Here is a 25,272-nt window from a genome sequence, read left to right as displayed (position 1 = left end):
ACCGGCACCGCGACGCTTCAGGAGCGATCGTTATGGCCCAGGTCGCGCTGCGGATCGATGCGGTCGCGCACGCGCTGCTTGAGCACCTTGGCCTCGGGGAAACCACCGTCGACCTTGCGCTCCCAGATCTGCTCGGCGTCGCAGGTGATGTGGAAGACCCCGCCCGTGCCCGGCACCAGGCTGACCTTGCCCAGGTCGTCGCCAAAGGTGCTCAGCAGTTCCTGGGCCAGCCAGGCGGCGCGCAACAGCCACTGGCACTGGGTGCAATAGGTGATGACGATTTCGGCTTTGGCTTCGGACATGAATCAGACTCTGCAGTAGGACGCGAACCTATAATACCGCTCTGAAATGCCCTACCGGACTCTTCTCTTCATGCGCCGACTGCTGTTCGCCCTCCTCCTGCTCCTTCCTCTCGGCGCCCTGGCGGCGAACACTCCGCCGAAGATCGGCCTGGTCCTCTCCGGCGGCGCAGCGCGCGGCCTGGCGCACATCGGCGTGCTGAAGGCGCTGGACGAACAGGGCATCCACGTCGACGCCATCGCCGGCACCAGCATGGGCGCAGTGATCGGCGGCCTGTATGCAGCGGGCTATACGCCCAAGGAGCTGGAACAACTGGCCCTGGGGCTGGACTGGAAGGAAGCGCTGTCCGACTCGCCGCCGCGGGTCGACGTGCCCTTCCGCCGCAAACAGGACGACCGCGACTTCCTGGTGAAGCAGAAGCTCAGCTTCCGCGACGACGGCACCCTCGGCCTGCCGCTGGGGGCCATTCAGGGGCAGAACCTGTCGATGCTGCTGGAAAGCCTGCTGGTGCACACCAGCGATACCCGCGACTTCGATCAGCTGGCGATTCCCTTCCGCGCAGTGGCCACCGATATCTCCACCGGCGAGAAAGTGGTGTTCAGCAAGGGCCACCTGCCCCAGGCGATCCGCGCCAGCATGTCGATCCCGGCGGTGTTCGCGCCGGTGGAGGTCAACGGCAAGCTGCTGGTGGACGGCGGCATGGTCGACAACATCCCGGTGGACGTGGCCCGGCAGATGGGCGTCGACGTGGTCATCGTGGTCGACATCGGCAACCCGCTGCTGGATCGCAAGCAGCTGGCCACCGTGGTGGACATGCTCAACCAGTCCATCACCCTGATGACCCGCAAGAACTCCGAAGCACAGCTGGCCACCCTGAAATCCAGCGACATCCTGGTGCAGCCGCCGCTCAGTGGCTACAGCTCAACCGACTTTGGCCGCGTGCCGCAGTTGATCGACGCCGGCTACCGCGCCACCAGCATCCTCGCCCCGCGCCTGGCAGCGCTGCGCAAACCCGCCGACGCCCAGGCAGTGGCACTGAACGAGGCGCGCACACCGGGCGAGCGCCAGCCGGTGATCGACCGCATCGAGGTGGAGAACAACTCCAAGGTCAGCGACGACGTCATCCTCCATTACATTCGCCAACCGCTGGGCGAGCACCTGGACCTGGAACGCCTGCAGCGCGACATGAGCACCCTCTACGGCCTGGATTACTTCGACCAGGTCCAGTACCGGGTCGTGCACCGCAAGGATGGCAACGCGCTGGTGATCCACGCCTATGGCAAGCGCAGCGGCACCGACTACCTGCGCCTGGGCCTGAACCTCTCTGACGACCTGCGCGGCGACAGCACCTTCAACGTCGGCGGCAGCTACCGCATGAACGGTATCAACCGCCTCGGCGCGGAATGGCTGACGCGCCTGCAGATCGGCGACCAGCAGGAGCTCTATAGCGAGTTCTACCAGCCGCTGGACGTGGGCTCGCGCTACTTCGTCGCGCCCTACCTGTTCAACGAGGCGCAGAACGTCGAGGCCACCGACAACGACGACCCCATCGCCGAGTACCGCCTGGAGCGCTATGGCTATGGCCTGAACCTCGGCCGGCAGATCGCCAACAACGGCGAGATCCGCCTCGGCGTGGCCCAGGCCTTCGGCAAGGCCGACGTACGCGTGGGCGAGCAGGACCTGCCGGACTTCCACTTCACCGAAGGCTACGCCGAGCTCAAATACTCCTTCGACACCATGGACAACGTCGACTTCCCCCGTGAAGGCGAGAACATCCAGACCTCCTTCCGCGAACACACGCCGTCCCTGGGCGACGACGACCGCTACCGGCAATGGGATTTGCGCCTGGACAAGGCGCTGAGCAGCGGCCCCAACACCTGGGTGCTGGGCGGCGGCTACGGCCGCACCATCGATGACGCCGAGGTGGTGGTGTCGAGCTTCCTGCTCGGCGGCGCGCGGCAACTTTCCGGTTATCGCCAGGACGCATTGGCCGGGCAGAACTACAGCCTCGGACGGGTCATCTACTACCGGCGCATGACCGAGCGATCGTTCCTGCCGCTGGACTTCCCCTTCTACCTGGGCGGCAGCCTGGAGCGAGGCAGGGTGTGGAACAACGACAACAGCTACGACACCGGCTACGTCAACGCCGGCAGCATTCTCATGGGCTTCGAGACACCGCTGGGGCCGCTGTCCTTCAGCTACGGCCTGAACGATGCCAGCGAGCACGCGGTGTACATCAACCTGGGCCGTAACTTCTGAGCCGCTCTTGTAGGAGCGAGCTTGCTCGCTCCTACAAGAGCCTTCGCGCCCGATCCTCGGGAGGTGAGCAATGTCGGCCTCTCGCAAATGAAGAAGCCCGGCAAGTGCCGGGCTTCTTCATTCAGACAGCGGATCAGGCAATCAGCGCCAGCAGCTCGCGCGCTTCGGCCTTGGCCTTGGAGTCGCCGCTGGCGATCACCTGCTTGAGGATGCCGTAGGCTTCTTCCAGGTTGCCCTGGTCGATGCATTTGCGCGCACGGTCGAGGCTGGCCAGCAGCTCGTCATGCTCGTGGCCGATGTCGTCGGGCAGGTCGAAGGTCAGGTCGTCCTCCACCTGGGCCTTGCTGCCATGACCGAACATCTCGCCGTGCTCGCCCAGATCCAGCTCGGTGATTTCCGGCAGTTCATGCAGGTTGCTGCGGAAGTCCGATGGCACTTCCTGGGTGGCCTTGGAAGCAGCCTTGCCCTGCTTGGGCGACTCGAAGGGGTTGTCGAGCTTGTCCCAGTCCAGGTCCAGCGACAGGTCACTGAGGTTCATGGCGAAGTCCGGCTGGTCCTGCGCCGCCTTGGGCTGCTCCACGGGGGCAGCCACCGGTTCGCCCAGCTCGAGATCGTCCCAATCGGTCAGCGTCTCCCCGGTGGGCGCCTGGAGGGTGTCTTCCGGGCGGATCAGCATCGCCGGGTAACGCGACTTGAGCTGGTCGATCTGTTTCTGGTCGCCGCCGACAGCCACCAGGGCGTGCTCTTCCTCATGGAAGCCCGCCACGTCACCCAGCTCGGCCAGCACCAGCAGCAGCTTCATGCGCAACTCGCGGCGGTTCGGCTCGGCATTGACGGCCTTGCGCAGCATGTCGCGGGCCTGGTTGAAGCGGCCGTAAGCGATATAGATGTCCGCACCTTCCAGGCTGTCCGCGCTGGCGGCCGGCAGCCGGGCGACGCCCGGTTCCGGAGTGGCGATCACCACCGGATGCGGAACCGGTACCGGGGCCACGACGGCAGCAGCCAGCGGTTTGGCCGGCGGAAGCGGTCTGACTGGCTCGGCAGCCGCCTGCAGGGGCGGCATCTCGACCGGTTTTTCCTCGCGCTTGCGGCGGGCGAACAGCAGGCCGACCAACAGTGCGCCGAGAGCACCAGCGCCCAGCCATGGCCAGTAGTTGAAACCGCTGTCCTGCGCGTCCTGCACCGGAGTCGCCGGCTGGGCAACGCTCGCAGCCGGGGCATCCTGCTGCGCCGGCGCCACCGCATTGGGGGCAGCGGGAATGGCATTGGTTGGCGCACTGGCCGCGGGAGCATCGGCTGCCGGAGCATTACCGGAGGCGGCTTCGCCCTGGCGGCGATCCAGCTCGGCCTGCAGCGTTTGCACCTGCTGGTCGCGGCTCTGCAACGCCTGCTGCAGGGACTCCAGCTGCTTCTGCATGTCGTCCATGCGCTGGTTCAACTGGTCGCGCTGGGCGTTGGCCAGGAGCAGGTCGGCCTCGGCCTTGGCGGCGTCGGCTCCACCGGCCGGCGCGGCGGTGTTGCCCGGTGCCTGGGTCGGGGCAACGGCTGCGGGCGCGGCAGGCGTGGATGCTTCTGTTGAAGCGGCCTGCGGAGCGGGCGCGGCAGTATTACCGGCGAGCTGCTGGCCCTGCGGCAGGATCAGCGTCTGGCCGACCTTCAGTCGATGCGGATCGCCATTGACGAAGGCCTGCGGATTCAGCGCGACGATGCTGTCCATCAGTTGCGAGCGCGAAACGCCAGTACCACTCAGGCGCGAACTGATCTTCCACAGGGTGTCATTGCGCACCGTGGTGTAGCGGCCGTCGCCAGCCGGCAACGACGGTTGCGCCGGAGCCCTGCGTACAGGTTCCGTGCGATAGCCGGAAGCCCGCGAAGGCGCCGGCACGCTGGTCGCCAGATTGGCGGCCAGGCTGCGGTTGGCGCTGTACTCCGGCGGATCGATCAGCACGGTGTATTCGCGCAGCAGGCGACCGTTGGGGCGCTCCACGGCGATCAGGAAATTCAGGTAAGGCTCGTGTACCGGCTGCGTGGACACCACCTTGATGTAGCCACGGCCGTTGCGAATCACCGGGGTGAAGCGCAAGTTCTGCAGGAACACGAAGCGGTCGACCCCGGCATTCTCGTAGTCCGCGGGGCTGGCGAGCTTGGCCACCAGTTCGTCGGACGTCATGTCGCCGGTCTGCAGCAGAGCGATCTCGGCATCCAGCGGCTGGTTCAGGCCGGAATGCAACGTAATTTCCCCGAGACCGAGGGCATTCGCGTGAGCGGATACAAAAACCGACAGTGCGGCCAGCGTCAGCGGAATTCTCTTTATTCGAGCCATAACCCCATCCCATTGTCCGGGTCTGCACGCCATTCCCTGACCACTCGAAAGCAGCAGGCTGAACCTGTCCTCACACCTGAAGCCATGCCGGACTGCAGACCGTCACGCACTACCCACTGTACCTTGCAGAGTACAGGCCGTCTGATATCACGGATTAGGTGGTGCGCTGGATTTGGTCAAGATAAATCGTCGAAAAACCGGCGAATGGTTGGGGAGTGGATAGCGAATGGCCAGCGGCCCCACAAAGGACCGCCAGAAAAATGGCTACTTTACCTGAATAACGTGATGAATTGCTCAGTTCCGCTCAAGATTGCCGAGAATCCGACTGAGCGTTTTCTGGCACAGGGCGATTTCATCTTCGGTAATGCCCGCCAGCACTTCGTTGCGAACCGCGGCGGCGATATTCTCGATGTCGGTGATCAGCACGTCTGCCTTGGGGGTCAGGGCGATACGCTTGGCGCGACGGTCTTCGGCCACGGCTTGCCGCCGGACCAGACCTTGGGCTTCGAGGCCGTCCAGCAGCCTGGCCAGCGTCGGACCTTCGACCCCGACCGATTGCGCGAGCTCGCGCTGGGTGGGGGCGGCCGAGTGGCGCGCCAGGTGCAGCAGCACCAGCCAGCGCGCCTGGGAAAGTCCGAGATGACTGAGACGGCGGTCGAGTTCAGCCCGCCATGCACGCGAAGCCTGGGCCAATTGGGTACCGAAGTAGTGCTTATCGTTATCTGACATTGCGTCGGGCTTTCTACTGAGAGAATCGAGGATGAGTCGGCTAAGTTGATTTGACTAATTATTAGCCAGCTAATCAAGCCCGTACAATGACAGATTGTCGCAGGGTGTGACCTCGGGCCTCACCATTTCGCATATTGGTCTTCGACGAAGCCCCACAGATTGTCGATACGCACCTCGGCCTGCCCTGCCGGTTTCAGCACGCCACTGAAGCGCCCGAAGATCTGCTTGAAGTTGCTCGCCAGCACGCCGAGGTTCAGGCGTTCCTGGTGCAGGCCGTGGGCTTCGAAGCGCAACTCGACCTGGCCGTCATAGGAACGGATGGTCCAGGGCTGCAGCGGATGATCGCGGTCGAACTCGAAACGCACCGTATCGACCTTCACCAATTGGCCGTCGAGCCAGTAGCAGTTCTCGGTGAAGCTGGTCTCGTTGACCCCGCAGGACAGATTCAGGCCGACACGCCGCCCCTGCGCCTCGCCGGACAGGCACGCCCAGTTCCAGAACGTCTCGCGGCGCATGTAGCCGGCGGACCAGTCGTGGTGGGCGTAGGCATCCAGCTCCCGCAGGTCGTAGTCGCCCAGCGCGCTACGCACCTCGCCATGGCAATGCACGCCGGCCACCTTGCGGGCGTAGACCCAGCCGTTGACCGCCGTCGGCGTGCAGATACTCATGGGTTCGAACGCCGGCTGCTCCTCGCTGAAACGGGCGTCGATGCGGGTGCCGTCGTCCAGTTCCACCAGGAGGCGCTTTTCCAGGGGCGAGGAACCATTCTCCAGGCGCAGCAGGTTGCGCCCCTGGCGCAGTTCACAGACACCGTCGTTGGGCGTCTGCGAGAAATTCGAGCCCTTGCCCAGCGGGCACTTGAACTGGCGCTCGATCATCCGCCCGCTCTCGGGGTGGTAGAGGTAGACGAAGCCGATGGACAGCAGGCTGAGGTCCGCCAGCGCGCAGCCGCCGATCAGCGTCGGGCTGATCAGGCCGAAGTACTGGAACTGGTGGAAGCTGCGCCACTTGCTCAACGCGCCGAGACGGCGCCCCATGGGCGAGCGGAAGTCAAAGTCGCGGTGATTGATGGTCGCCGGGGTGCCGGGGAAGATGCCGTAGTGCGGTTGGCCGTTGGGCTGGATCAGCTGCTGCATGGGCGCGGGCTCGGAGGCAAGGTGCGGCGAATCCTAGCACCGCGCCTGCGCACGCCGCAGTCACGCACGGCGCCAGCTCGGGGGACGGAATGGGCCATCAGGCGACAACCTGGTTGCGCCCGAACGCCTTGGCCTCGTAGAGCGCACGGTCGGCGTGCTCGTAGATGCTGCGCAGCGGATGCCCTGTCTCCGGCCAGAGGCAGGAGACACCGATGGACAGCGTCACCTCATCCGCCGTCAGCGATCCTTCGTGGACGATGCCCAGGCCCTGCACCGCTCCGCGCAACACCTCGGCACGCTCCCTCGCCTCCCGCTCGCTGGCGCCATAGAGCAGCACGGCGAATTCCTCGCCGCCCAGGCGCACAGCCATGTCCAGCGGGCGCCGGGCGCTGGCCATGAGCACCTCGCCGATACGCTGCAACACACCATCGCCGGCCTGGTGGCCGTAGCGGTCGTTGTAGGCCTTGAAATGGTCGACATCGCAGAGCAGCAGTGCCAGCCCCACGCTCTCGCGCTGCGCCTGGCGCCACAGGCGCTCGAGCTGGCGATTGAAACTGCGGCGGTTGTGCAGGCCGGTCAGGGCATCGTGCTCGGCCATGACCTTGAGCAGGCGGCTGATCAGGAAATGCTGGCGGGACTTGTAGTCCAGCAGGTAGCAGCCCACCGCGCCGACCAGGTTGCCGAACAGCAGGAAGACCACGTTGCTGATCAGCTTGGGCAACGGCAGTCCCGCATACAACTCGAAGCCCACGTAGGCCAGCAGGATCACGGAAGCGCTGCCCACCGCCTCGGCGAAGCGCAGGCCGATCAGAAAGTAGGCGGCCATGCTGACCAGCAACAGGCCTTCGTAGGGATAACTCTGGTCCACTGTGTGGGCGATGCCGGCGACTGCCGCCGCGCCGATGCCGACGCTGAGGATGCAGGCCAGGCTCAGCGGCACCAGCAGGTGGATATGGCGACGCTGCAGGATCAACCCGCCGCAGACGGTCAGCAGCACCAGCACGCCGATGCGCACGGCAAGCATCTGCCAGTGTTCGGGGCCACGGATGAGGAGGAAATCGATGGCCGCCAGCGCCAGCCAGATCAGCACGCCGATGGTCAGCGCGGTGCGCTTGAGGTCGAAGCTGTCTTCGAGCAGGTAATGACGGTACTGGGTCTCGAGGTCGGGCTCGAAACGCAGGCGGCGAAAGCCCCGGGAGAGCTGTTCGGCATAGGCATTGGAGCGGACGTCGTCCAGCCAGCTTTGTTGTTGTGGCACGCTCACCTCTTCTCGTGGAGGTCTAAGTGCCACCATAGCTGTTCGGGACGTGCGTCACAAGTTTGTCGGTTTGCCCCGTCACGAAACTGACGGAGCTTTGCAATCACCAGCGATCGTCACGGGAGTTCCGGTAGCGGTCGTGGTCGTAGTAGGAGCCATTGCAATAGCGGCGCTCGGAGCGATTGTGATGCTTGCGGCAGTCTCGATCGTCGTCGTCATCGTCCTTGGACATGATGACCAGCCCTGCTACCAGCGCGACCGCCGCAACGCCGATCAAGGCGTTCTTGCCACCTTCGGTCAGCCCGCCACCACTGGCACATCCGCTGAGTTGCCCGACGACCAGCAGCCCCGCCACTACCCGCACCCAGCTCGCCATCTGTCACTCCGAAAGTGTTCCGTACTGACAGATAGGACTGGTGGAAAAAGGCGCCGTTGCTGGCACATTGATATTTCATCTGTAACGCCGTATTTCGGCGCGATCAGACTTCCAGCTCGGCCTGCAGGGCGGCGCGCACGCAATGCAGAACGCCCAGCGGGACGCGGCCTTCGAACAGCTCGGCGATTGCTGTCACCGGCGGCAGCTCACCGTCCTCGTCGAGGAAGGCGTCCTGGATTTCACCGAGCAGTTCCTCGGGCAGGTCCAGCGCCTGTTCCAGGCCCAGCTGCTGCTTGCCGATGGCCTCGGCCAGCAGGCTGTAGACGTTCTTCTCGCTGCAATCGAGCTGGCGGGCGATCTGCGCCGGGGTCATGCCGGCGCGGGCCAGGGTGACCAGTTCGTGGCTGAGGTCGGCCACCGGTGCCGGGGTGGCGGGCGCCGCCTCGGACTCGGTGAGCACGTCGAGGAAGGCCTGACCGTAGCGCTCCAGCTTGCGCGCGCCGACGCCACTGACCTGAGCCATGGCGGTGAGCGTGGTCGGCTGGCTGCGCAGCATCTCCAGCAGCGTCGCATCGGGGAAGATGACGTAGGGCGGCACCGAGTGCTCCTGCGCCAGCTTGCGCCGCAGGGTGCGCAGGGCTTCCCACATCTCGCGCTCTTCCTGGCGCACCAGCTGGCTGGCCGAACTGGCCCCGCCAGAAGAGGACGATTTGTTGCGCTGCGGCTTCGGATCACGGCGCAGGGCCAGCGTCTCTTCGCCGCGCAGCAACGGACGGCAGGCCTCGGTCAGGCGCAGGCCATTGAAGCCGTCGACGTCCACATCGGCGAAGCCACGGGCGACCAGTTGGCGGAACAGCGTGCGCCATTCGTCCTCGGCGCGGGATTTGCCGATGCCGAATACCGCCAGGTGCTGGTGGCCGACGCTGCGCACCTTCTCGGTGTCCTTGCCCAACAGCACGTCCACCAGATGACCGACGCCATAGCGCTGGCCGCTGCGGTAGATGGCCGACAACGCCTGGCGCGCGGGCTCGGTGGCGTCCCAGGTCTCCACGCCATCGACGCAGATGTCGCAATGGCCGCAGGGGTTGGGCATCACCTCGTCGAAATAGGCCAGCAACGCCTGGCGGCGGCAGCGGGTTTCCTCGCACAGCGCCAGCATGGCTTCGAGCTTGTGCCGCTCGACGCGCTTGTGGCGCTCGTCGCCCTCGGAGTTCTGCATCATCTGCCGCAGCAGCAAGACGTCCTGCAGGCCGTAGGCCATCCAGGCATCGGCGGGCAGGCCGTCACGGCCGGCGCGGCCGGTTTCCTGGTAATACGCCTCGAGGCTTTTCGGCAGGTCCAGGTGCGCGACGAAGCGCACGTTGGGTTTGTCGATGCCCATGCCGAAGGCGATGGTGGCGACCATGATCAGCCCTTCCTCGTTGAGGAAGCGCTTCTGGTGATAGGCGCGCAGGTCGTTGGACAGCCCGGCGTGGTAAGGCAGCGCCGGGAAGCCCTGGGCGGAGAGGAACTCGGCGACCTCCTCGACCTTCTTGCGCGACATGCAGTAGACGATGCCGGCATCGCCCCGGCGCTCGGCGAGGAAGCCCAGCAACTGCTTGCGCGGCTGCTCCTTGGGCACGATGCGGTAGAAGATGTTCGGCCGGTCGAAGCTGGAGAGGAACTGCTCGGCGTCCTGCAGGTGCAGGCGCTGGATCATCTCCTCGCGGGTGCGCATGTCCGCCGTGGCGGTCAGGGCAATGCGCGGCACGTGCGGGAACAGCTCGGCGAGCTGGCCCAGCTGCAGGTACTCGGGACGGAAGTCATGGCCCCACTGCGACACGCAGTGCGCCTCGTCGATGGCGAACAGGCCGATCTCCAGGCGCTGCAGGAAGTCCAGCATGCGCGGCTGCACCAGGCGCTCGGGCGCCAGATAAAGCAGCTTGATTTCGCCACGCTGAAGGCGAGCGGCGATTTCGCGCTGGGCCTCGGGGCTCAACGAGGAGTTCAGCGCCGCCACCGGCACGCCCAGTTCGTCGAGTGTGGCGACCTGGTCTTCCATCAGCGCGATCAGCGGCGAGACCACCACCGTCAGGCCGTCGCGCAGCAGCGCCGGGACCTGGAAGCACAGCGACTTGCCGCCGCCGGTGGGCATCAGCACCAGGGCATCGCCGCCGCTGGCCACGCGCTCGATGATCCGCGCCTGATTGCCGCGGAAGGCGTCGTAACCGAAAACGTCTTTGAGGATGCGCAGTGCCTGATCGAGCATGGGGGACTCCGAATGAAGCCGCGCATTATACGCAAGCCGTCCGCCCACGGCCGGCACCTTGTCCGGGAAACTGCGGAAAAATCCGTCACATGCGTCCGAACCCCGCGTCGGCTCAGGCTGCACGGGCATTTGGCTTTTGCCGCGGGCCCCCGGAAGGACTACAATTCGGGACCGATCACCTCCGAGGTAGTACCCGATGTCCTTCGCCGACCAATTGTCCCGCCTGCAAGTCTTTCTCGATGCCGATGACCTGCACGAGGAAGCCTTGGACTACGTGGCGGCACACGGCTACCTGACCGCCCTGGCGATCTGCCCGGAGGAAGTGCCGGAGCGCGAGTGGATCGACGCCCTGTTTGCCGAGCCGCCGCACTACCGCAGTGAGGAAGAGCGCAACGAAATCGAATCGACCCTGCTCCAGCTCAAGGCGCACATCATCCGCCAGATGGCCGGTGACGAAGAGCTGGAGCTGCCCTGCGAACCCTACCTGGGCGACGAGCCGGACGACTCCGACATCCGCGGCTGGTGCATCGGCTTCATGGAAGGCGTGTTCCTGCGTGAAGCGGTGTGGTTCGAGCAGGCCGAGGAAGAAGTCAGCGAGCTGCTGCTGCCGATCATGGTCGGTTCCGGCCTGTTCGACGAACAACCCGAGTTCGACGAGATCGCCAGCGACCGCGGACTGGTGGATGACATGGTCGCGCAGATTCCCGAACTGCTGACCAACCTGTTCCTGCTGTGCCAGGCCCCGGAAGAAAAACCGGCCCTGCTCAAGCCCCGCACCCACTGATCCACTGCCGGAGCCGCGCAACGCGGCTCCGGATTCGCTACGCGTACGTCGATGCCACGAGAAATCCGCCAAAGCCGTCACGCCTGGGTTCGCTACTGCCTGCTGGGCATCGGCTGGCTCAGCGTGGCACTGGGCGTGATCGGCATCTTCCTGCCGGTGCTGCCCACCACGCCTTTCCTGCTGCTCGCCGCCGCCTGCTTCATGCGCAGCTCCCAGCGCTTCTATGACTGGCTGGTGAATCACCCGAAACTCGGCCCGTGGATTCGCGACTACCTCGACGGCGAAGGCATCCCGCTCAAGGGCAAGGTCTACGCCATCGGCCTGATGTGGTGCAGCATCCTCATTTCAGGGTTCATCGTGCAGCGCCCCTGGGCCTGGGCGTTCATGCTGACCAGTGCGACGCTGGTGAGCATCTACCTGATTCGGACGAAGACGCGGCGCCTGGATTGAGTCCGCTGCGGGCTCGAAAACCCTCTCCCCAGCCCTCTCCCGGAAGGGAGAGGGCTATTGCCCGAGCACTGAAGCCTTCAGACTGGCACCACTTCGCCCGTCACATCCTGCTGATCATCCTGCGCCGGCCCGACTGGCCCCACCCCATCCACCGTAAAGCCGAAGGTATTCACCCCGCCCTCGCTGCGCACGAACACCGAGCCGCCGTGCATGCTCGCCACCGCTTTGACGATGGACAACCCCAGCCCATGGTTGCTCTGGCTGTTGGCGCGTGCCATGTCGGCGCGATAGAAGCGCTCGAACAGCCGCGCGCGTTGCTCGGCGGTGATCGGCTCGCCAGGGTTGCTGACTTCCACCAGCGCGGCGCCGCGCTCGCCGCTCAGGCGTACGTCGATGCGCCCGCCCGGTGCAGTGTGCTGGGCGGCGTTGTAGAGCAGGTTGGTCACCGCGCGCTGGAAAAGCGCGCGCTCGACGCAGGCCCACGCATCGCCGCGCAGATTCACCTGCACGCCCTGTTCGTCGAAGATCACCTCGAGGAAGTCCAGCGTCGTCGCCACCTCGGCCGCCAGTGAGGTTTCCACCCTTTCGGCAGCCAGCCCGCCCTGGTCGACACGGGCGAGGAACAGCATGTCGTTGACGATGGCACGCAGGCGCTCCAGCTCCTCCAGATTGGACTGCAGCACCTCCTCGTAATCCTGTGCGCTGCGCTCGCGGGACAACGCGACCTGGCTCTGGCCGATCAGGTTGGCCAACGGCGTGCGCAGTTCGTGGGCGACGTCGGCGTTGAACGACTCCAGACGCAGATAAGCCTGCTCCAGCCGGTCCAGTGCTTCGTTGAAGGCACCGGCCAGCGCCGAAAGCTCCGCCGGCAAACCGGCCAGGCGCAACCGCTGGGACAGCTGGCGGGGGCTGATCTGCCTCGCTTCGGCAGACAGTTCGTGCAGCGGCCGCAAACCGACGCGGGCAATCCAGTGGCCGCACAAGGTCGCCAGCGCGATCCCCAGCGCGGAGAGCACGAACAGCGTCACCAGCGTCGCCTCGCGGGCGTGCTTGAATGCCACGCTGTCGATCGCCGCCAGCAGCACCAGCGCCGGTCGTCCATCGCTGGCCGGCAGGCGGCCGACACGGGCGGAGAGCGGTGCGTCGTGTTCGGGCAGCTCAAGCTCGGCATAGCCGTTCCCGGTGCCGAGCATCCGGTTGACCGTCTCGTTGGGTTTGCCGTAGCGGAAGCGCGCGTCGTCGCTGTCGATCCAGAAGCGGATCAACTGGTACTCCTGGCTCAGGGTGTTGAGCTTGAGCTGCATGTGCGGCCAGCGCTCGGCGAGGTCGGGCTTGTCGAGCATGCGCGCGACCATGTTGAAACGGGTGTCCAGCTCCGAGCGTTGCAGGCGCTCGATCTGCGCATCGAGCACGCAATAGATGGCCGAACCGATGAGCAGGAAGATGCCCAGTGCGGCGACGGCGAACATGCCGGCCAGGCGCGTCGACAGCGACAGGCCTTTCACGCTTCGCGCTCCTGCACGGTGCGGCTCTCCAGCACATAGCCCATGCCGCGGATGGTGTGCAGCAGCTTGGTGTCGAACGGCCCGTCGAGCTTGGCGCGCAGGCGCTTGATGGCGACCTCGACGACATTGGTATCGGTGTCGAAATTGATGTCCCAGACCAGCTCGGCGATGGCCGTCTTGGAGAGGATTTCGCCGCTGCGCTGGGCCAGCACGCACAGCAGCGAGTATTCCTTGGCAGTCAGTTCCAGGCGCGTGCCGCCGCGCTGCACGCGGCGGCTGACCAGATCGATGGCCAGGTCGGCGATGCGCATCTGCGTGGCGCTTTCCAGGTGCGCGCCACGGCGGGTCAGCGCTTGCAGGCGCGCCACCAGTTCGAGGAAGGAGAACGGCTTGATCAGGTAGTCGTCGGCGCCCTCGCGCAGGCCGCGCACGCGGTCTTCCACACGCTCGCGGGCGGTGAGCATGATCACCGGCGTCTGCCGCTGTTCGCGCAACGCGCGCAGTACGCCGTAGCCGTCGATACCGGGGAGCATCACGTCGAGCACGATGACGTCGTATTCGCCGTTGAGCGCCAGGTGCCGGCCGTCGATGCCGTTGGCCGCGACGTCCACGGTGAAGCCCTGCTCGCTCAGGCCGCGCTGCAGGTAATCGGCGGTCTTGCTCTCGTCTTCGACAATCAGTACGCGCATGCCGGCCCTCCGTTCGCCGCGTCCAGCCATGCTACCCAGCCGCGCTTCATGCCGCACCTCCGGCGATTACCGGCGCAGGCTGCGGGCGGTGGAAGATACGGTCCAGCGCCAGGTACACCACCGGGGTGCTGAACAGGGTCAGCGCCTGGCTGAAGATCAGCCCGCCCACCACCGCCACGCCCAGCGGCTGGCGCAGTTCCGAGCCGGTGCCGAAGCCGAGCATCAGCGGGATCGCGCCGAGCAGCGCGGCCAGCGTGGTCATCATGATCGGCCGGAAGCGCGCCAGGCACGCCTCGCGGATCGCATCGTAAGGCGACAGCCCGCGCTGGCGTTGCGCAGCCAGGGCGAAGTCGACCATCAGGATGCCGTTCTTCTTGACGATGCCGATCAGCAGCACCAGGCCGATCAGCGCCATCACCGAGAACTCCAGGCCCCAACCCCAGAGCAGGAACACCGCGCCGATGCCTGCCGAAGGCAGGGTGGAAAGAATCGTCAGCGGGTGCACGAAGCTCTCGTAGAGCACGCCGAGGATCACGTAGACCGCGAACAACGCCGCGAGGATCAGCAGCGGCTGGCTCGCCAGCGAGCTCTGGAAGGCCGCCGCCGCGCCCTGGAACTCGCCGCTGATGCTGGACGGCATGCCGATCTCCTGCTGCACGCGCTGGACGAGACTCACGGCATCGCCCAGGGCCACGCCCGGCGACAGGTTGAAGGACAGGGTCACCGCCGGGAACATGCCGTTGTGGTTGATCTGCAGTGGCCCGGACTTGTCCGGCACGACCCGCGCCAGCGCCGCCAGCGGGACCATCTCGCCAGTCAGCGGCGAGCGCAGGTGGAACCACGCCAGGCTGTCAGCGCGACCACGCTGCCGGGAATCCAGTTCGAGAATGACCTTGTACTGGTTGACCTCGGTCTGGAACTCACCCACCTGGCGCTGGCCGAAGGCATCGTAGAGCGTCTGGCTGACATCCTCGGCGGACAGTCCGAAACGCGCCGCCGCCACTCGATCGATCTGCAGCGAGGTCACGCTGGCGCCCATCTGCAGGTCGTTGGACACGTCCTGCAGGCCGCCCTCCTCCTTCAGCCGCTGGGTCAGCCGATCCGCCCAGAGTGCCAGTGCCGCGCTGTCGTTACTGCGCAGGGCGTACTGGTACTGGGTGCGCACCGGGCCGGTGGCAAGGTTGATGTCCTGGGCCGAACGCAGGTAGAGAACGATGCCCGGCACCTTGGCCAGCTTGGGCCGGATGCGGTTGATGAACTCGTCCACCGATACGTCGCGGTCGCCGCGGTCCTTGAGCACGATCCAGAAGCGCCCGTTCGACAGGCTCTGGCTGCCGCCGGTGATGCCGATGGCGTGGTTGTAGCTCTGCACGGCAGGGTCGGCGGCAATGATATCCGCCAGTTGCTTGTGCTTCTCGGCCATGTCGGCATAGGAGATATCCTCGGCGGCCTGGGTGGTACCGAAGATGAAGGCGGTGTCCTGGGACGGGAAGAAGCCCTTGGGAATCCCGACATAACCGGCCACCGCAACGGCCACGCAGACCACGAAGCCGGCGAGCACGGTGCGCTGGTGCTTGAGCGACCAGTCCAGCCCCTTCGCGTAGCGCGCCAGCAGCCAGCCGGCGATGCCGCCGTCATCATGTCCATGCTTCGGCTTGCCCATGAAGCGCGAGGCAAGCATCGGCGCCACGGTCAGCGAGGCCAGCACGGAAATCAGGATGGCGGCCGTGACGCTGACGGCGAACTCACGGAACAGCCGACCGACGATGCCGCCCATGAACAGTAGCGGGATAAATGCGGCGATCAGCGAGAAGCTGATCGAGACCACGGTGAAGCTGATCTCCGAGGCGCCGGCCAGCGCCGCCTCGACCCGATCCTTGCCCTGCTCCAGATGGCGGTGGATGTTTTCCACCACGACGATGGCATCGTCGACGATGAAGCCCACCGCGATGATCAACGCCACCAGCGTCAGGTTGTTCAACGTGAAGCCCAGCAGATACATCGCCGCGAAACTCGCGCTGAGCGACACCCCCAGGACAGTCGCGACGATCAGGGTCGCCGACAGCTGGCGGAGAAACAGCCCCATCACCAGCACCACCAGCCCCATGGTCAGCAGCAGGGTCAGTTCGACTTCGTGCAGCGAGGCACGAATGGTGCGGGTGCGGTCGTTGAGCACTTCCACCTCGACGCCCGCCGGCAGCATCTCGCGCAGGCGTGGCAACTCGGCCTGGATGGCATCGGAGGTCTCGACGATGTTCGCGCCGGGCTGGCGCAGGATCACCAGCGCAACGCCCGGCCGGCCATCCGGCCAGGCCTGCACGTAGTCGTCTTCCGGTGCCTTCACCACCTTCGCCAGGTCGCGCAGGAACACCGGCGCGCCCGCTCGGTAAGCGACGACGAGATCGCCGTATTCGTCGGGGCTGAACAACTGGTCGTTGGCCGCCAGGGTGGACACGCGACCGTCGCCGAACAGCGCGCCCTTGGCCAGGTTGATGCTCGCCGATTGCAGCGACTGGCGCAGGTCAGCCAGGGTCAGGCGGTACGCCGCGAGCTTCTCCGGCTGAGCCTGGATGCGGATCGCCGGGCGCTGCTGGCCGACCACGAAGATCTGCCCCACCCCGGCAATCTGGCTGAGCTGGCGCGACAGCAGCACTTCGGCCAGGTCGCTCAGCTCTATCAGCGGCATCAGCTCGGAGTTCACCCGCACGATCATGATCGGGCTGTCCGCCGGATTGATCTTGCGCCAGGTCGGCAGGTTCGGCATGTCTGCCGGCAGCCGGCCGGCGGCGGCGTTGATCGCGGCGGTGACCTCCTGGGCGGCGACGTCGATGTTCTTGTCCAGGTCGAACTGCAGGGTCAGGGTGGTCGAGCCCAGGGCGCTGGTGGAAAGCATCTGGGTGATGCCGGGAATGGCGCTGAACTGCACTTCCAGCGGGGTCGCCACCGACGACGCCATGGTCTCCGGACTGCCGCCGGGCAGCAGGGCCTGGACCTGGATGGTCGGGAAATCCACCTGCGGCAACGGCGCGACGCCAAGCCGGAAGAATGCCAGCAGCCCGAGCAGCAGCGAGGCGATGGTCAGCAGGCAGGTGGCGATGGGGTGGCGCACGCACCAGCCGGACATGCCGGCGCGCACGCTCACGGCTCGCTCCGGCGGGCCAGGGCCTGCACGTCGCCCTGCACCTCCACGAGTGCACCGGGCGTCAGGCGGGAATGGCCATCGAGCACCACTTCATCGTCCACCGCCAGGCCCTCGACTATGGTGCGCCCGTCCACTTCCGCGACGATGCGCACCGGCACCTTCTGCGCCTTGCCGTCCTCGATGCGGAACACGAAGGCACCGTCCAGGCCACGGCGCACGGCGCGGCTGTCCAGCACCAGGCCGTTGTGCAGCACGCCGGACTGCAGGTCGATGGCAACGAACTGCCCCGGCCAGAGCTGGCCGTCCTTGTTGTCGAAAACCGCACGGACACGGATGGTGCCGGTGCTGGCGGCCACCTGGTTGTCGATGCTGCGCAGGCGGCCCTCGCCGAGCAACTGGCCGCCGTCGCGGCTGCGCGCCACGACCGGGGAATCGCTGCTCATCAGCGGTTGCAACTTGGGCAGGCTTTCCTGCGGCAGGGCGAAGACCACCGAGATCGGCGACATCTGCGTGACGGTGAACAGGCCGCTGCTGTCGTTGGTGCGCAGCAGGTTGCCGACATCCACGTTGCGAATGCCGACGCGGCCGGCAACCGGAGAGGTAATCCGGGTGTAGGACAGGCGCACGCGCTCGGCGTCGATGGTGGCGTCGTTGCCGCGCAGGGTGGCACGCAGGCGAGCGGCTTCGGCCTCGCTCTGCTCCACCGTCTGCCGGGAAATCGAGCCGCGCTGGATCAGCGTCTGGTAGCGCGCCAGGTCCTGCTCGACGATGCGCAGCTGCGCCTGGTTGCTCTGCTTGGTCGCCTCGGCCTGCTCCAGCGCAGCCTTGATCGCGCGGTCGTCGATGGTCGCCAGCAGCTCGCCCTGCTTGACCATCTGCCCCTCTTCGACGAGCAACGCGGTGAGCTGGCCTTCCACTTGTGGGCGGACCAGCACGCTGGCCAGCGAGGTAACGGTGCCAACGCCGTCGAGGTTCTGCGCCAGGTCCTCGCGGGCCACTCGCGCCAGGGTTACCGGTATGCCGGCTGGCTGGGCTGCGGCCTGCGGCGCCTCGTGCCGGCCGGCAAAGCTCCAGATGCCTGCTCCCAGCGCCGTCACCCCCAGCAACCCTGCCGCCAGCCAAACCCGCCGTTGCCCCTGCATCCCGCTCTCCTGCGTCTGGATCGGCCACAGCGGCCGCATCCTGGGGTTATAAGCCAGCAGCCGGGACCGGACGCTGACCCTTAAATGACAATCCTGTCAGTTTCGTCTTCAAGCCCCGTACAGCGGGGCTTTGCGCCTAATGGCGATAGGCCGGCGCAAGTTCTCGAAGAGCGCCTAGACTCCACACATCCCACATGGAGCGCTGGCGATGCAGCCACCCCGAGGAGCCCTCTGGCTGTTCGCCAGCCCGCTGCGTCTGCGGGCCGGCGTGCTGCTGCTCGCGCTCCTCGCGCTGAGCGCCGGCGCCGCCTGGAACTTCGACACCATCCTGAAGAACGCCGAGCAGCGCTACGGCAACCTCGGCACCGCCAAGACCCGCATCGAATCCTGGGGCCGCCTGATCGCCGACAGCGAGAATCTCGACGAGATGGCCAAGCTCAAGGCCGTCAACGCCTTCTTCAATGGCGCGCTGGTGTTCACCGACGACCGCACCGTCTGGCACCAGGAGGACTACTGGGCCACCCCGGTGGAATCGCTCTACAAGGGCGCCGGCGACTGCGAGGACTACTCCATCGCCAAGTTCGTCACCCTGCGCCGCCTCGGGGTCGCCAGCGACAAGCTGCGCATCACTTACGTCAAGGCGCTGCAGCAGAACCAGGCGCACATGGTGCTCACCTACTACGCCTCCCCCACTGCCGAACCGCTGGTGCTGGACAACCTGATCCCGCAGATCAAGCCCGCCTCCCAGCGCAAGGACCTCCTGCCCGTTTACGCCTTCAACGCCGAGGGGCTGTGGCTGCCCGGCCCCGGCGGCGGCAAGCGCACCGGCGACAGCAAGAAGCTGTCGCGCTGGCAGGACCTGTTGACCAAGATGCGCGCCGAGGGCCTGGACCTCGACGAGACGCGATAGGAGAACCCGGCATGTCATTGCTCAAGCAACTGTTCCTGGCGATCTGCCTGTTCCTCGTGGTGGCCTTCGCCGGCAGCTTCGCCGCCAGCCTAGAAAGCTCCCGCGAGCAACTGATCGGCCAGTTGCGCTCCCATGCCCAGGATGCGGCCACCGCGCTGGGCCTGTCGCTCACCCCGCACGTGGACGACCCGGCGATGATCGAGCTGATGGTCAGCTCGATCTTCGACTCCGGCTACTTCGCCACCATCCGCGTGGTGAGCATTCCCGAGGGCAAGGTCATCGTCGAGCGCGACAGCGACACGCAGAACCAACAGGTGCCGGCCTGGTTCGCCAAGCTGGTCAACCTCAAGGCCCAGGGCGGCGACGCGCTGATCATGCGCGGCTGGGAACAGGCCGCGCGGGTCGAGGTGGTCAGCCATCCGCAGTTCGCCCTGGCCAAGCTGTGGGACGGTGCGCTGGGCAGCCTCGCCTGGCTGCTGGCCTGCGGGCTGGTCAGCGCCATCCTTGGCGGCTGGCTGCTGCGCACCCAATTGAAGCCTCTGGACCAGATGGTGCAGCAAGCCCACGCCATCACCCGCCGCGAATTCCTCACCCTGCCCAGGGAACCGCGCACCCCGGAGCTGCGGCGCGTGGTACAGGCGATGAACCAGATGGTCGACAAGCTCAAGGCCCTGTTCGCCGAAGAAGCCAGCCGCAGCGAGAAACTGCGCGAGGAGGCCTACCAGGACAGCCTTTCCGGCCTGGCCAACCGTCGCCTGTTCGACGCGCGGCTGGATGCGCAGCTCTCGCCCAGCGAGCAGAACGCCGCTGGCTACCTGCTGCTGCTGCGCCTGAACGACCTGGCCGGGCTCAACCAGCGTCTCGGCGGACAGCGCACCGACGCGCTGATCCGCGACGTCGCCGAGTTGCTGGAACGTGAGCGCGAGCAGCACGGCACGCCGGACTGGCTGGCCGCGCGCAGTCGCGGCGGCGAATTCACCCTGCTGGCGCCCGGCCTGGACAGCGCCAGTGCAGAGCATCTGGCGGACGAACTCAGTGCCGCCCTGGAAAACCTGCGCGGCACGGGCGCCAGCGATTGCACGCCGGTGGCGCATCTGGGCCTGGCGGCCTTCCGACCGGGCGAGCCCTCCGCTGGCGTGCTGTCGCGCGCCGACCAGGCACTGGCCCAGGCACAGGCCACTCCGGACCGCACCTGGCAACGCCTGGACAGCTCCGGCAGCCAGCCTGCCCAGGACTCCCGTGCCTGGCGCGACTGGCTCGACGACGCCCTGCAGAAGGGCAAGCTGCAGCTGTGGTTCCAGCCCGTGCGCGCCTGCGCGGAAAACGGCGAGTTGCTGCACCAGAAGGTCCTCGCGCGGCTGCTCGATCCCAAGGGCGAGGCCGTGGCCGCCGGGCAATTCCTGCCCTGGATTGAGCGATTCGGCTGGTCGGCGCGTTTCGACCTGGCGATGCTCGAACACGCCCTCGCCCACCTCGCCCAGCAACCGGCACCGTTGGCCCTGTCGCTCTCGGCGGAAACCGTGCGCAGCGCCGAGCCCCTGCGCCAGCTCTTCGAAATCCTGCGTGCCCACCCGCAGGAAGCGCAACTGATGACGCTGGAAGTGGACGAACGCTACCTGCCGCCGCCGGCCGAGCTGGAGAAGCTCGCCCAGTCTGTCCAGGAAGTCGGCGCCAAGCTCGGCCTGCAGCACTTCGGCGGGCGCTTCAGCCTGATCGGCAACCTCACCCGCCTGGGTCTTGCGTACCTGAAGATCGACGGCAGCTACATCCGTGCCATCGACCAGGACAACGACAAGCGCCTGTTCATCGAGGCCATGTACCGGGCTTCCAACAGCATCGACCTGCCGCTGATCGCGGAGATGGTCGAGACCGAGGGCGAGCTGCAGGTGCTGCGGGAGATGGGGATTGCCGGGGCGATGGGGCGACTCATTGGCGCGCCGAAGCCGTCGCAGAAGAACACCTTGTAGGAGCGAGCTTGCTCGCGAACAGAGCCCGCTGCGGAGTCAGTTCGCGAGCAAGCTCGCTTTTACGAAGAGCTCGCAACCCCTGTCTCAGGCTCTGACACTTCAAAGACTTCCAGAAAAACAGCCGAGCACTCCGAACCGCCCCGTTCAGGAGGCCTCGTTGAAACTTCGATTCGACGAGGGAATTTTTCGCCCAAGCGAAAAACCGGATGTCCGGGGCAAGACCTTTGCCCACTTTGGATGGGGCGGCCATCCGTCGTTTGCCAAAGTGGGTCGCCCGAGGGGGCGAAACGAGAAGTCGCAGCGCACGCTGAAGCGGCGCTGGAAACCTCAAAGCTAGGCAGACACATCGCGGACAAAGCCCGCTCCTACACAAGGGCAAACGCCGGAGCAGGCCTTGAAGGCCGCATTCGCGAGCAAGCTCGCTCCTACACCAAACGTCAGTCCTTCTTGCCCTTCTTCGCGCTTCCGTAAGCCGCCTCCAGCGCATCATTGATCGTCTTGAGCACCTTCACCCGCGCATAACGCTTGTCGTTGGCCTCGATCAGCGTCCAGGGCGCAATCTCGGTGCTGGTACGATCGACCATATCCCCCACCGCATCCACGTACTGGTCCCACTTGTCGCGGTTGCGCCAGTCCTCCTCGGTGATCTTGAAGCGCTTGAAGGGAATCGACTCGCGCTCCTTGAAACGCTCCAACTGGGTCTGCTGGTCGATGGAGAGCCAGAACTTCACCAGCACGATACCGTAGTTCGTCAGTTGCTCCTCGAAGTCGTTGATCTCCGCATAGGCGCGCAACCAGTCAGCGTCGGAGGCGAAGCCCTCGACCCGCTCCACCAGGACCCGGCCATACCAGGAACGGTCGAAGATGGTGAACTGCCGCCGCCCCGGAATGTGCCGCCAGAAACGCCACAGATAGGGCTGCGCACGCTCCTCCTCGGTGGGCGCGGCGATCGGCACGATGCGGTACTGGCGTGGGTCCAGCGCATCAGTCACGCGGCGGATGGCGCCGCCCTTGCCGGCGGCGTCGTTGCCTTCGAACACGGCGATCAGCGAATGGCTGCGGAAACGCTTGTCGCGCATCAGCGTGGCCAGGCGCGCCTGCTGCTTGGCCAGGTGTTCCTTGTACTGGTCCTTGTCCAGCGACAGGCTCAGGTCAAGCGCATCCAGCAGCCCCTTGTTGTCCAGGCTGGAGACCAGTGGCGCCGCATGGGGCTGCGGGGTCGGGCGGTCCTTTCGCTTGAGTGCGGCCTGCAGGCTCTCGAGGATGGTGCGGCCCACCGTCAGGCTGCGGTAGCGCTCATCGGAACCCTCCACCACGTACCAGGGCGCGTAGTCGCGGCTGGTGCGGCGCAGCACGCGCTCGCCGTAACGCACGAACTTGTCATAGACCTCGCTCTGCTTCCAGTCGATCTCGGAGAGCTGCCAACTGCGCGTCGGGTCGTTCTCCAGTGTCTTGAGCCGCTCCTTGAGCTGCTTCTTGGAGAGGTGGAACCAGAACTTGAAGATCAACGCACCCTCGTCGGAATACATCCGCTCGAAACGCTCGGCATCGTTGATCAGGCCATCGAGCTGGCTGTCCTTGATCTCGCCGGTGACCCGCGCGTAGAGCATCTGGCTGTACCAGTTGCCGAAGAAGATGCCGGTCGTTCCCTTGGGCGGCAGACGGCGCCAGAAACGCCATTGCGGCGGCCGCGAGAGTTCCTCGTCGGTGGGCTGGAGGAAGCTTTCCACCCGGATCAGGCGCGGATCCATCCACTCGTTGAGCAGCTTCACCGTTTCGCCCTTGCCGGCGCCCTCGATGCCGTTGATCAGAATGATCACCGGGAAGCGCGCCTGCTGCTTGAGCTCGTACTGCGCCTCGAGCAGGGCTTCGCGCAGCACCGCGACCTCCTTCTCGTAGGTTTCCTTGTCGATGGAATGACCGATCTCGGCGGATTCGAACATGCACCTCTCCTTGTCTCGAAGTGAGTAAAAGGTAGCGGAAGTGACGCAGCCTGTCCTCGGAACGGATCAGCTAAACTGCCGCCTTCGTTTCACTGCCCTGCCTTCCTTCATGCCAGACATCAGCAGCGCCCAGATCGACTGGGACGAGAACGGCCAGCCCACTTCCCGCGTCTATGGCGACGTGTATTTTTCCCGCGACTCGGGCATTGCCGAGACGCGCCACGTATTCATCGACGGCAACCGTCTACCCGAGCGCTTCGCAGCGCTGCCAGCGGGCGGGCGCCTGTGCATTGGCGAGACCGGCTTCGGCACCGGGCTGAACTTCCTCTGCGCCTGGCAATTGTTCGAGACGCTGGCACCTGGCGATGCACGGCTGCACTTCGTCACCACCGAGAAGTACCCGGTAGCACCTGAAGACCTGCGCCGCGCCTTCGCCCTCTGGCCGGAGCTGGCGCACCTGTCGGGGCAGGTGCTGGAACAGTACGTGGCGATCAATCCCGGCTTCCAGCGCTTCGTCTTCGCGGGCGGCCGCGTGGTGCTGACCCTGCTGGTGGGCGACGTACTGGACACGCTGCCGGAACTGGACGCACGCGTCGATGCCTGGTTCCTCGACGGTTTCTCCCCGGCGAAGAACCCGCAGATGTGGAACGACGCGCTCTATGCGCAGCTGGCCCGTCTTTCGGCGCCGGGCACGACCCTCGCCACCTTCACCAGCGCCGGTTTCGTCCGCCGCGGACTGGGCGCAGCCGGCTTCAAGATTCGCCGTACCCTGGGCTTCGGCAAGAAATGGGAGATGTCCCAGGGCGAATTCATCGGCCTCGAACAGCCCACCGGCAAGCCCTGGTACGCCCGCCCCGTTCGCTCGAAGGGAACGCGCCAAGCCCTGGTGATCGGCGGCGGCATGGCCGGTTGCGCCAGCGCCGCGAGTCTCGCCGCACGCGGCTGGCAGGTGACTCTGATCGAGCGTCATGCCAGCCTTGCCGAGGAAGCCTCGGGCAATCCCCAGGGCGTGCTCTATCTCAAGCTGTCTGCCCACGGCACCGCACTGTCACGGCTGATCGTCAGCGGCTTTGGCCATTCGCGACGGCTGATCCAGCGTCTGCAGAAAGGCGAGGAATGGTCCGACTGCGGCGTGCTGCAACTGGGTTTCGATGAAGCCGAGGCCGGCCGCCAGGCGAAGCTCGCCGAAGCCTTCCCCGGCTCGCTGCTGCGCCTGCTGGACAAGGCTGAGGCAGAAACCCTCGCTGGCGTCGGCCTGCCCGCCGGTGGGCTGTTCTATCCCGAAGGTGGCTGGGTACATCCGCCGGCCCTGTGCCGGCACCTGGCGCAGCATCCGAACATCCGCGTGGTGGCCGGCGAGGAAGTCCGCCTGCAACGCGAAGCCGATGGCTGGAGCGCCTGGAGCGGCGACGCGAAACTTGCCAGCGCGCCCGTCGCCATCCTTGCCACCGCCGCCGAGGTGCGCCGCTTCGAAGGCGCATCGAGCCTGCCGATGAAGCGCATTCGCGGGCAGATCACCCGTGTGCCGGCCACCGCCGACAGCGCCGCGCTGAGTACCGTGGTTTGCGCCGGGGGCTACGTCGCCCCGCCGCGTCACGGCGAGCACACCCTGGGCGCCAGTTTCGAATTCAAGCGAGACGACACTGAGCCATCATTGGCAGAACACCTGGGCAACCTCGACCTGCTGGCGGAGATATCCACAGACCTGAGCGAACGCATGCACATCGCCCAGCTCGACCCGGCAACTCTGCAGGGCCGCGCCGCCTTCCGCTGCACCACGCCGGACTATCTGCCACTGGTGGGCCCGCTGGCCGACCGCGAAGCCTTCGCCAGCGCTTACGCTGTACTGGGCAAGGATGCGCGCCAGGTGCCGGAAACTCCGTGCCCCTGGCTCGACGGCCTGTACCTGAACAGCGCCCACGGCTCCCGCGGGCTGGTCACCGCGCCGCTGGCTGGCGAGTTGCTCGCTGCCTGGATCGACGACGAACCGCTACCCTTGCCCCGTGCCGTGGCCGAGGCCTGCCACCCGAACCGTTTCTTCCTGCGCGACATCGTGCGCGGCCAGAAGAACGCCTGATCATCTCGCGGTCCAGCGACAGGACCGCGACCAG

The 25,272-nt window shown here is 66.1% G+C and carries 18 protein-coding genes; 6 read left to right on the top strand and 12 right to left on the bottom strand.

Translation table 11 applies throughout. The features are described 5' to 3' along the window. Window positions 1-17 precede the first annotated feature (17 nt). A complete protein-coding gene (locus GJV37_RS03125; protein WP_024766134.1) occupies window positions 18-302 on the bottom strand; it encodes an Rdx family protein in 285 nt (94 codons plus the stop codon). A 70-nt stretch (window positions 303-372) separates the two neighbouring features. Here GJV37_RS03125 and GJV37_RS03120 point away from each other — a divergent pair, with 70 nt between their 5' ends. Next, complete coding sequence (locus GJV37_RS03120; protein WP_065085945.1) at window positions 373-2,559, top strand: patatin-like phospholipase family protein; 2,187 nt, start codon at window positions 373-375, stop codon at window positions 2,557-2,559. Window positions 2,560-2,692: 133 nt separating this feature from the next. Here GJV37_RS03120 and GJV37_RS03115 read toward each other — a convergent pair whose 3' ends face one another. The 6 genes from GJV37_RS03115 to recQ form a co-directional block, all read right to left on the bottom strand. Next, complete coding sequence (locus GJV37_RS03115) at window positions 2,693-4,882, bottom strand: FimV/HubP family polar landmark protein (protein ID WP_193452135.1); 2,190 nt, start codon at window positions 4,880-4,882, stop codon at window positions 2,693-2,695. Between the two features lie 294 nt (window positions 4,883-5,176). Beyond that, entirely contained in the window at window positions 5,177-5,611 is a 435-nt protein-coding gene (slyA, locus tag GJV37_RS03110) for a transcriptional regulator SlyA (RefSeq protein ID WP_024766137.1), read from the bottom strand. 119 nt (window positions 5,612-5,730) lie between these two features. Beyond that, entirely contained in the window at window positions 5,731-6,747 is a 1,017-nt protein-coding gene (locus GJV37_RS03105; RefSeq protein ID WP_037010095.1) for a DUF2804 domain-containing protein, read from the bottom strand. 97 nt (window positions 6,748-6,844) lie between these two features. After that, window positions 6,845-8,041, bottom strand: coding sequence for a GGDEF domain-containing protein (locus tag GJV37_RS03100; RefSeq protein WP_065085948.1), 1,197 nt, complete (start codon window positions 8,039-8,041; stop codon window positions 6,845-6,847). A 67-nt stretch (window positions 8,042-8,108) separates the two neighbouring features. Then, window positions 8,109-8,381, bottom strand: a complete 273-nt coding sequence (locus GJV37_RS03095; protein ID WP_024766140.1) for a hypothetical protein — start codon at window positions 8,379-8,381, stop codon at window positions 8,109-8,111. A 103-nt stretch (window positions 8,382-8,484) separates the two neighbouring features. After that, window positions 8,485-10,629 (bottom strand): DNA helicase RecQ, encoded by a 2,145-nt coding sequence (gene recQ, locus GJV37_RS03090; RefSeq protein WP_024766141.1) that lies wholly within the window; start codon window positions 10,627-10,629, stop codon window positions 8,485-8,487. Window positions 10,630-10,825: 196 nt separating this feature from the next. Here recQ and GJV37_RS03085 point away from each other — a divergent pair, with 196 nt between their 5' ends. Then, complete coding sequence (locus GJV37_RS03085) at window positions 10,826-11,413, top strand: UPF0149 family protein (RefSeq protein WP_024766142.1); 588 nt, start codon at window positions 10,826-10,828, stop codon at window positions 11,411-11,413. Window positions 11,414-11,464: 51 nt separating this feature from the next. Continuing rightward, window positions 11,465-11,863, top strand: coding sequence for a YbaN family protein (locus GJV37_RS03080; protein WP_024766143.1), 399 nt, complete (start codon window positions 11,465-11,467; stop codon window positions 11,861-11,863). 77 nt (window positions 11,864-11,940) lie between these two features. Here GJV37_RS03080 and GJV37_RS03075 read toward each other — a convergent pair whose 3' ends face one another. Genes GJV37_RS03075 through GJV37_RS03060 form a run of 4 tightly spaced genes read right to left on the bottom strand, consistent with a single transcriptional unit; the run spans window position 11,941 to window position 18,341 of the window. Continuing rightward, window positions 11,941-13,368: a heavy metal sensor histidine kinase gene (locus tag GJV37_RS03075; protein ID WP_169889894.1), complete on the bottom strand. Its 1,428-nt coding sequence runs from the start codon at window positions 13,366-13,368 to the stop codon at window positions 11,941-11,943. Further along, entirely contained in the window at window positions 13,365-14,057 is a 693-nt protein-coding gene (locus tag GJV37_RS03070; protein ID WP_024766145.1) for a heavy metal response regulator transcription factor, read from the bottom strand. The genes GJV37_RS03075 and GJV37_RS03070 overlap by 4 nt, the downstream gene beginning before the upstream one ends. Window positions 14,058-14,103: 46 nt before the next feature. After that, window positions 14,104-17,199, bottom strand: a complete 3,096-nt coding sequence (locus GJV37_RS03065; protein WP_193452134.1) for a multidrug efflux RND transporter permease subunit — start codon at window positions 17,197-17,199, stop codon at window positions 14,104-14,106. Further along, window positions 17,196-18,341: an efflux RND transporter periplasmic adaptor subunit gene (locus GJV37_RS03060; RefSeq protein ID WP_205346128.1), complete on the bottom strand. Its 1,146-nt coding sequence runs from the start codon at window positions 18,339-18,341 to the stop codon at window positions 17,196-17,198. Before GJV37_RS03060 ends, GJV37_RS03065 begins: the two co-directional genes overlap by 4 nt. A 208-nt stretch (window positions 18,342-18,549) precedes the next feature. On the opposite strand from GJV37_RS03060, the gene lapG reads away from it, so the two are divergent. Further along, window positions 18,550-19,251, top strand: coding sequence for a cysteine protease LapG (gene lapG / locus GJV37_RS03055; RefSeq protein WP_045210266.1), 702 nt, complete (start codon window positions 18,550-18,552; stop codon window positions 19,249-19,251). An 11-nt stretch (window positions 19,252-19,262) separates the two neighbouring features. Beyond that, entirely contained in the window at window positions 19,263-21,218 is a 1,956-nt protein-coding gene (lapD, locus tag GJV37_RS03050) for a cyclic di-GMP receptor LapD (protein ID WP_024766149.1), read from the top strand. A gap of 437 nt (window positions 21,219-21,655) precedes the next feature. On the opposite strand, the gene pap is transcribed toward lapD, so the two are convergent. Next, window positions 21,656-23,161 (bottom strand): polyphosphate:AMP phosphotransferase, encoded by a 1,506-nt coding sequence (pap, locus tag GJV37_RS03045; protein ID WP_024766150.1) that lies wholly within the window; start codon window positions 23,159-23,161, stop codon window positions 21,656-21,658. Between the two features lie 109 nt (window positions 23,162-23,270). Here pap and mnmC point away from each other — a divergent pair, with 109 nt between their 5' ends. Beyond that, on the top strand, window positions 23,271-25,238 hold the full coding sequence (mnmC, locus tag GJV37_RS03040; protein WP_193452133.1) for a bifunctional tRNA (5-methylaminomethyl-2-thiouridine)(34)-methyltransferase MnmC2/FAD-dependent 5-carboxymethylaminomethyl-2-thiouridine(34) oxidoreductase MnmC1: 1,968 nt from the start codon (window positions 23,271-23,273) through the stop codon (window positions 25,236-25,238). Window positions 25,239-25,272 lie beyond the last annotated feature (34 nt).

This window comes from Pseudomonas nitroreducens, assembly GCF_010994165.1.
Classification (GTDB): domain Bacteria; phylum Pseudomonadota; class Gammaproteobacteria; order Pseudomonadales; family Pseudomonadaceae; genus Pseudomonas; species Pseudomonas nitroreducens.
The sequence above is the reverse complement of the archived record's forward strand: the minus strand, read 5'-3'. Positions and strand labels throughout refer to the sequence as shown.

Coding starts and splice junctions, on each gene's coding strand:
- GJV37_RS03125 (WP_024766134.1), bottom strand. CDS start 302: ATGTCCGAAGCCAAAGCCGAAATCGTCATCACCTATTGCACCCAGTGC.
- GJV37_RS03120 (WP_065085945.1), top strand. CDS start 373: ATGCGCCGACTGCTGTTCGCCCTCCTCCTGCTCCTTCCTCTCGGCGCC.
- GJV37_RS03115 (WP_193452135.1), bottom strand. CDS start 4,882: ATGGCTCGAATAAAGAGAATTCCGCTGACGCTGGCCGCACTGTCGGTT.
- slyA (WP_024766137.1), bottom strand. CDS start 5,611: ATGTCAGATAACGATAAGCACTACTTCGGTACCCAATTGGCCCAGGCT.
- GJV37_RS03105 (WP_037010095.1), bottom strand. CDS start 6,747: ATGCAGCAGCTGATCCAGCCCAACGGCCAACCGCACTACGGCATCTTC.
- GJV37_RS03100 (WP_065085948.1), bottom strand. CDS start 8,041: ATGGTGGCACTTAGACCTCCACGAGAAGAGGTGAGCGTGCCACAACAA.
- GJV37_RS03095 (WP_024766140.1), bottom strand. CDS start 8,381: ATGGCGAGCTGGGTGCGGGTAGTGGCGGGGCTGCTGGTCGTCGGGCAA.
- recQ (WP_024766141.1), bottom strand. CDS start 10,629: ATGCTCGATCAGGCACTGCGCATCCTCAAAGACGTTTTCGGTTACGAC.
- GJV37_RS03085 (WP_024766142.1), top strand. CDS start 10,826: ATGTCCTTCGCCGACCAATTGTCCCGCCTGCAAGTCTTTCTCGATGCC.
- GJV37_RS03080 (WP_024766143.1), top strand. CDS start 11,465: ATGCCACGAGAAATCCGCCAAAGCCGTCACGCCTGGGTTCGCTACTGC.
- GJV37_RS03070 (WP_024766145.1), bottom strand. CDS start 14,057: ATGCGCGTACTGATTGTCGAAGACGAGAGCAAGACCGCCGATTACCTG.
- GJV37_RS03060 (WP_205346128.1), bottom strand. CDS start 18,341: ATGCAGGGGCAACGGCGGGTTTGGCTGGCGGCAGGGTTGCTGGGGGTG.
- lapG (WP_045210266.1), top strand. CDS start 18,550: ATGCAGCCACCCCGAGGAGCCCTCTGGCTGTTCGCCAGCCCGCTGCGT.
- lapD (WP_024766149.1), top strand. CDS start 19,263: ATGTCATTGCTCAAGCAACTGTTCCTGGCGATCTGCCTGTTCCTCGTG.
- pap (WP_024766150.1), bottom strand. CDS start 23,161: ATGTTCGAATCCGCCGAGATCGGTCATTCCATCGACAAGGAAACCTAC.
- mnmC (WP_193452133.1), top strand. CDS start 23,271: ATGCCAGACATCAGCAGCGCCCAGATCGACTGGGACGAGAACGGCCAG.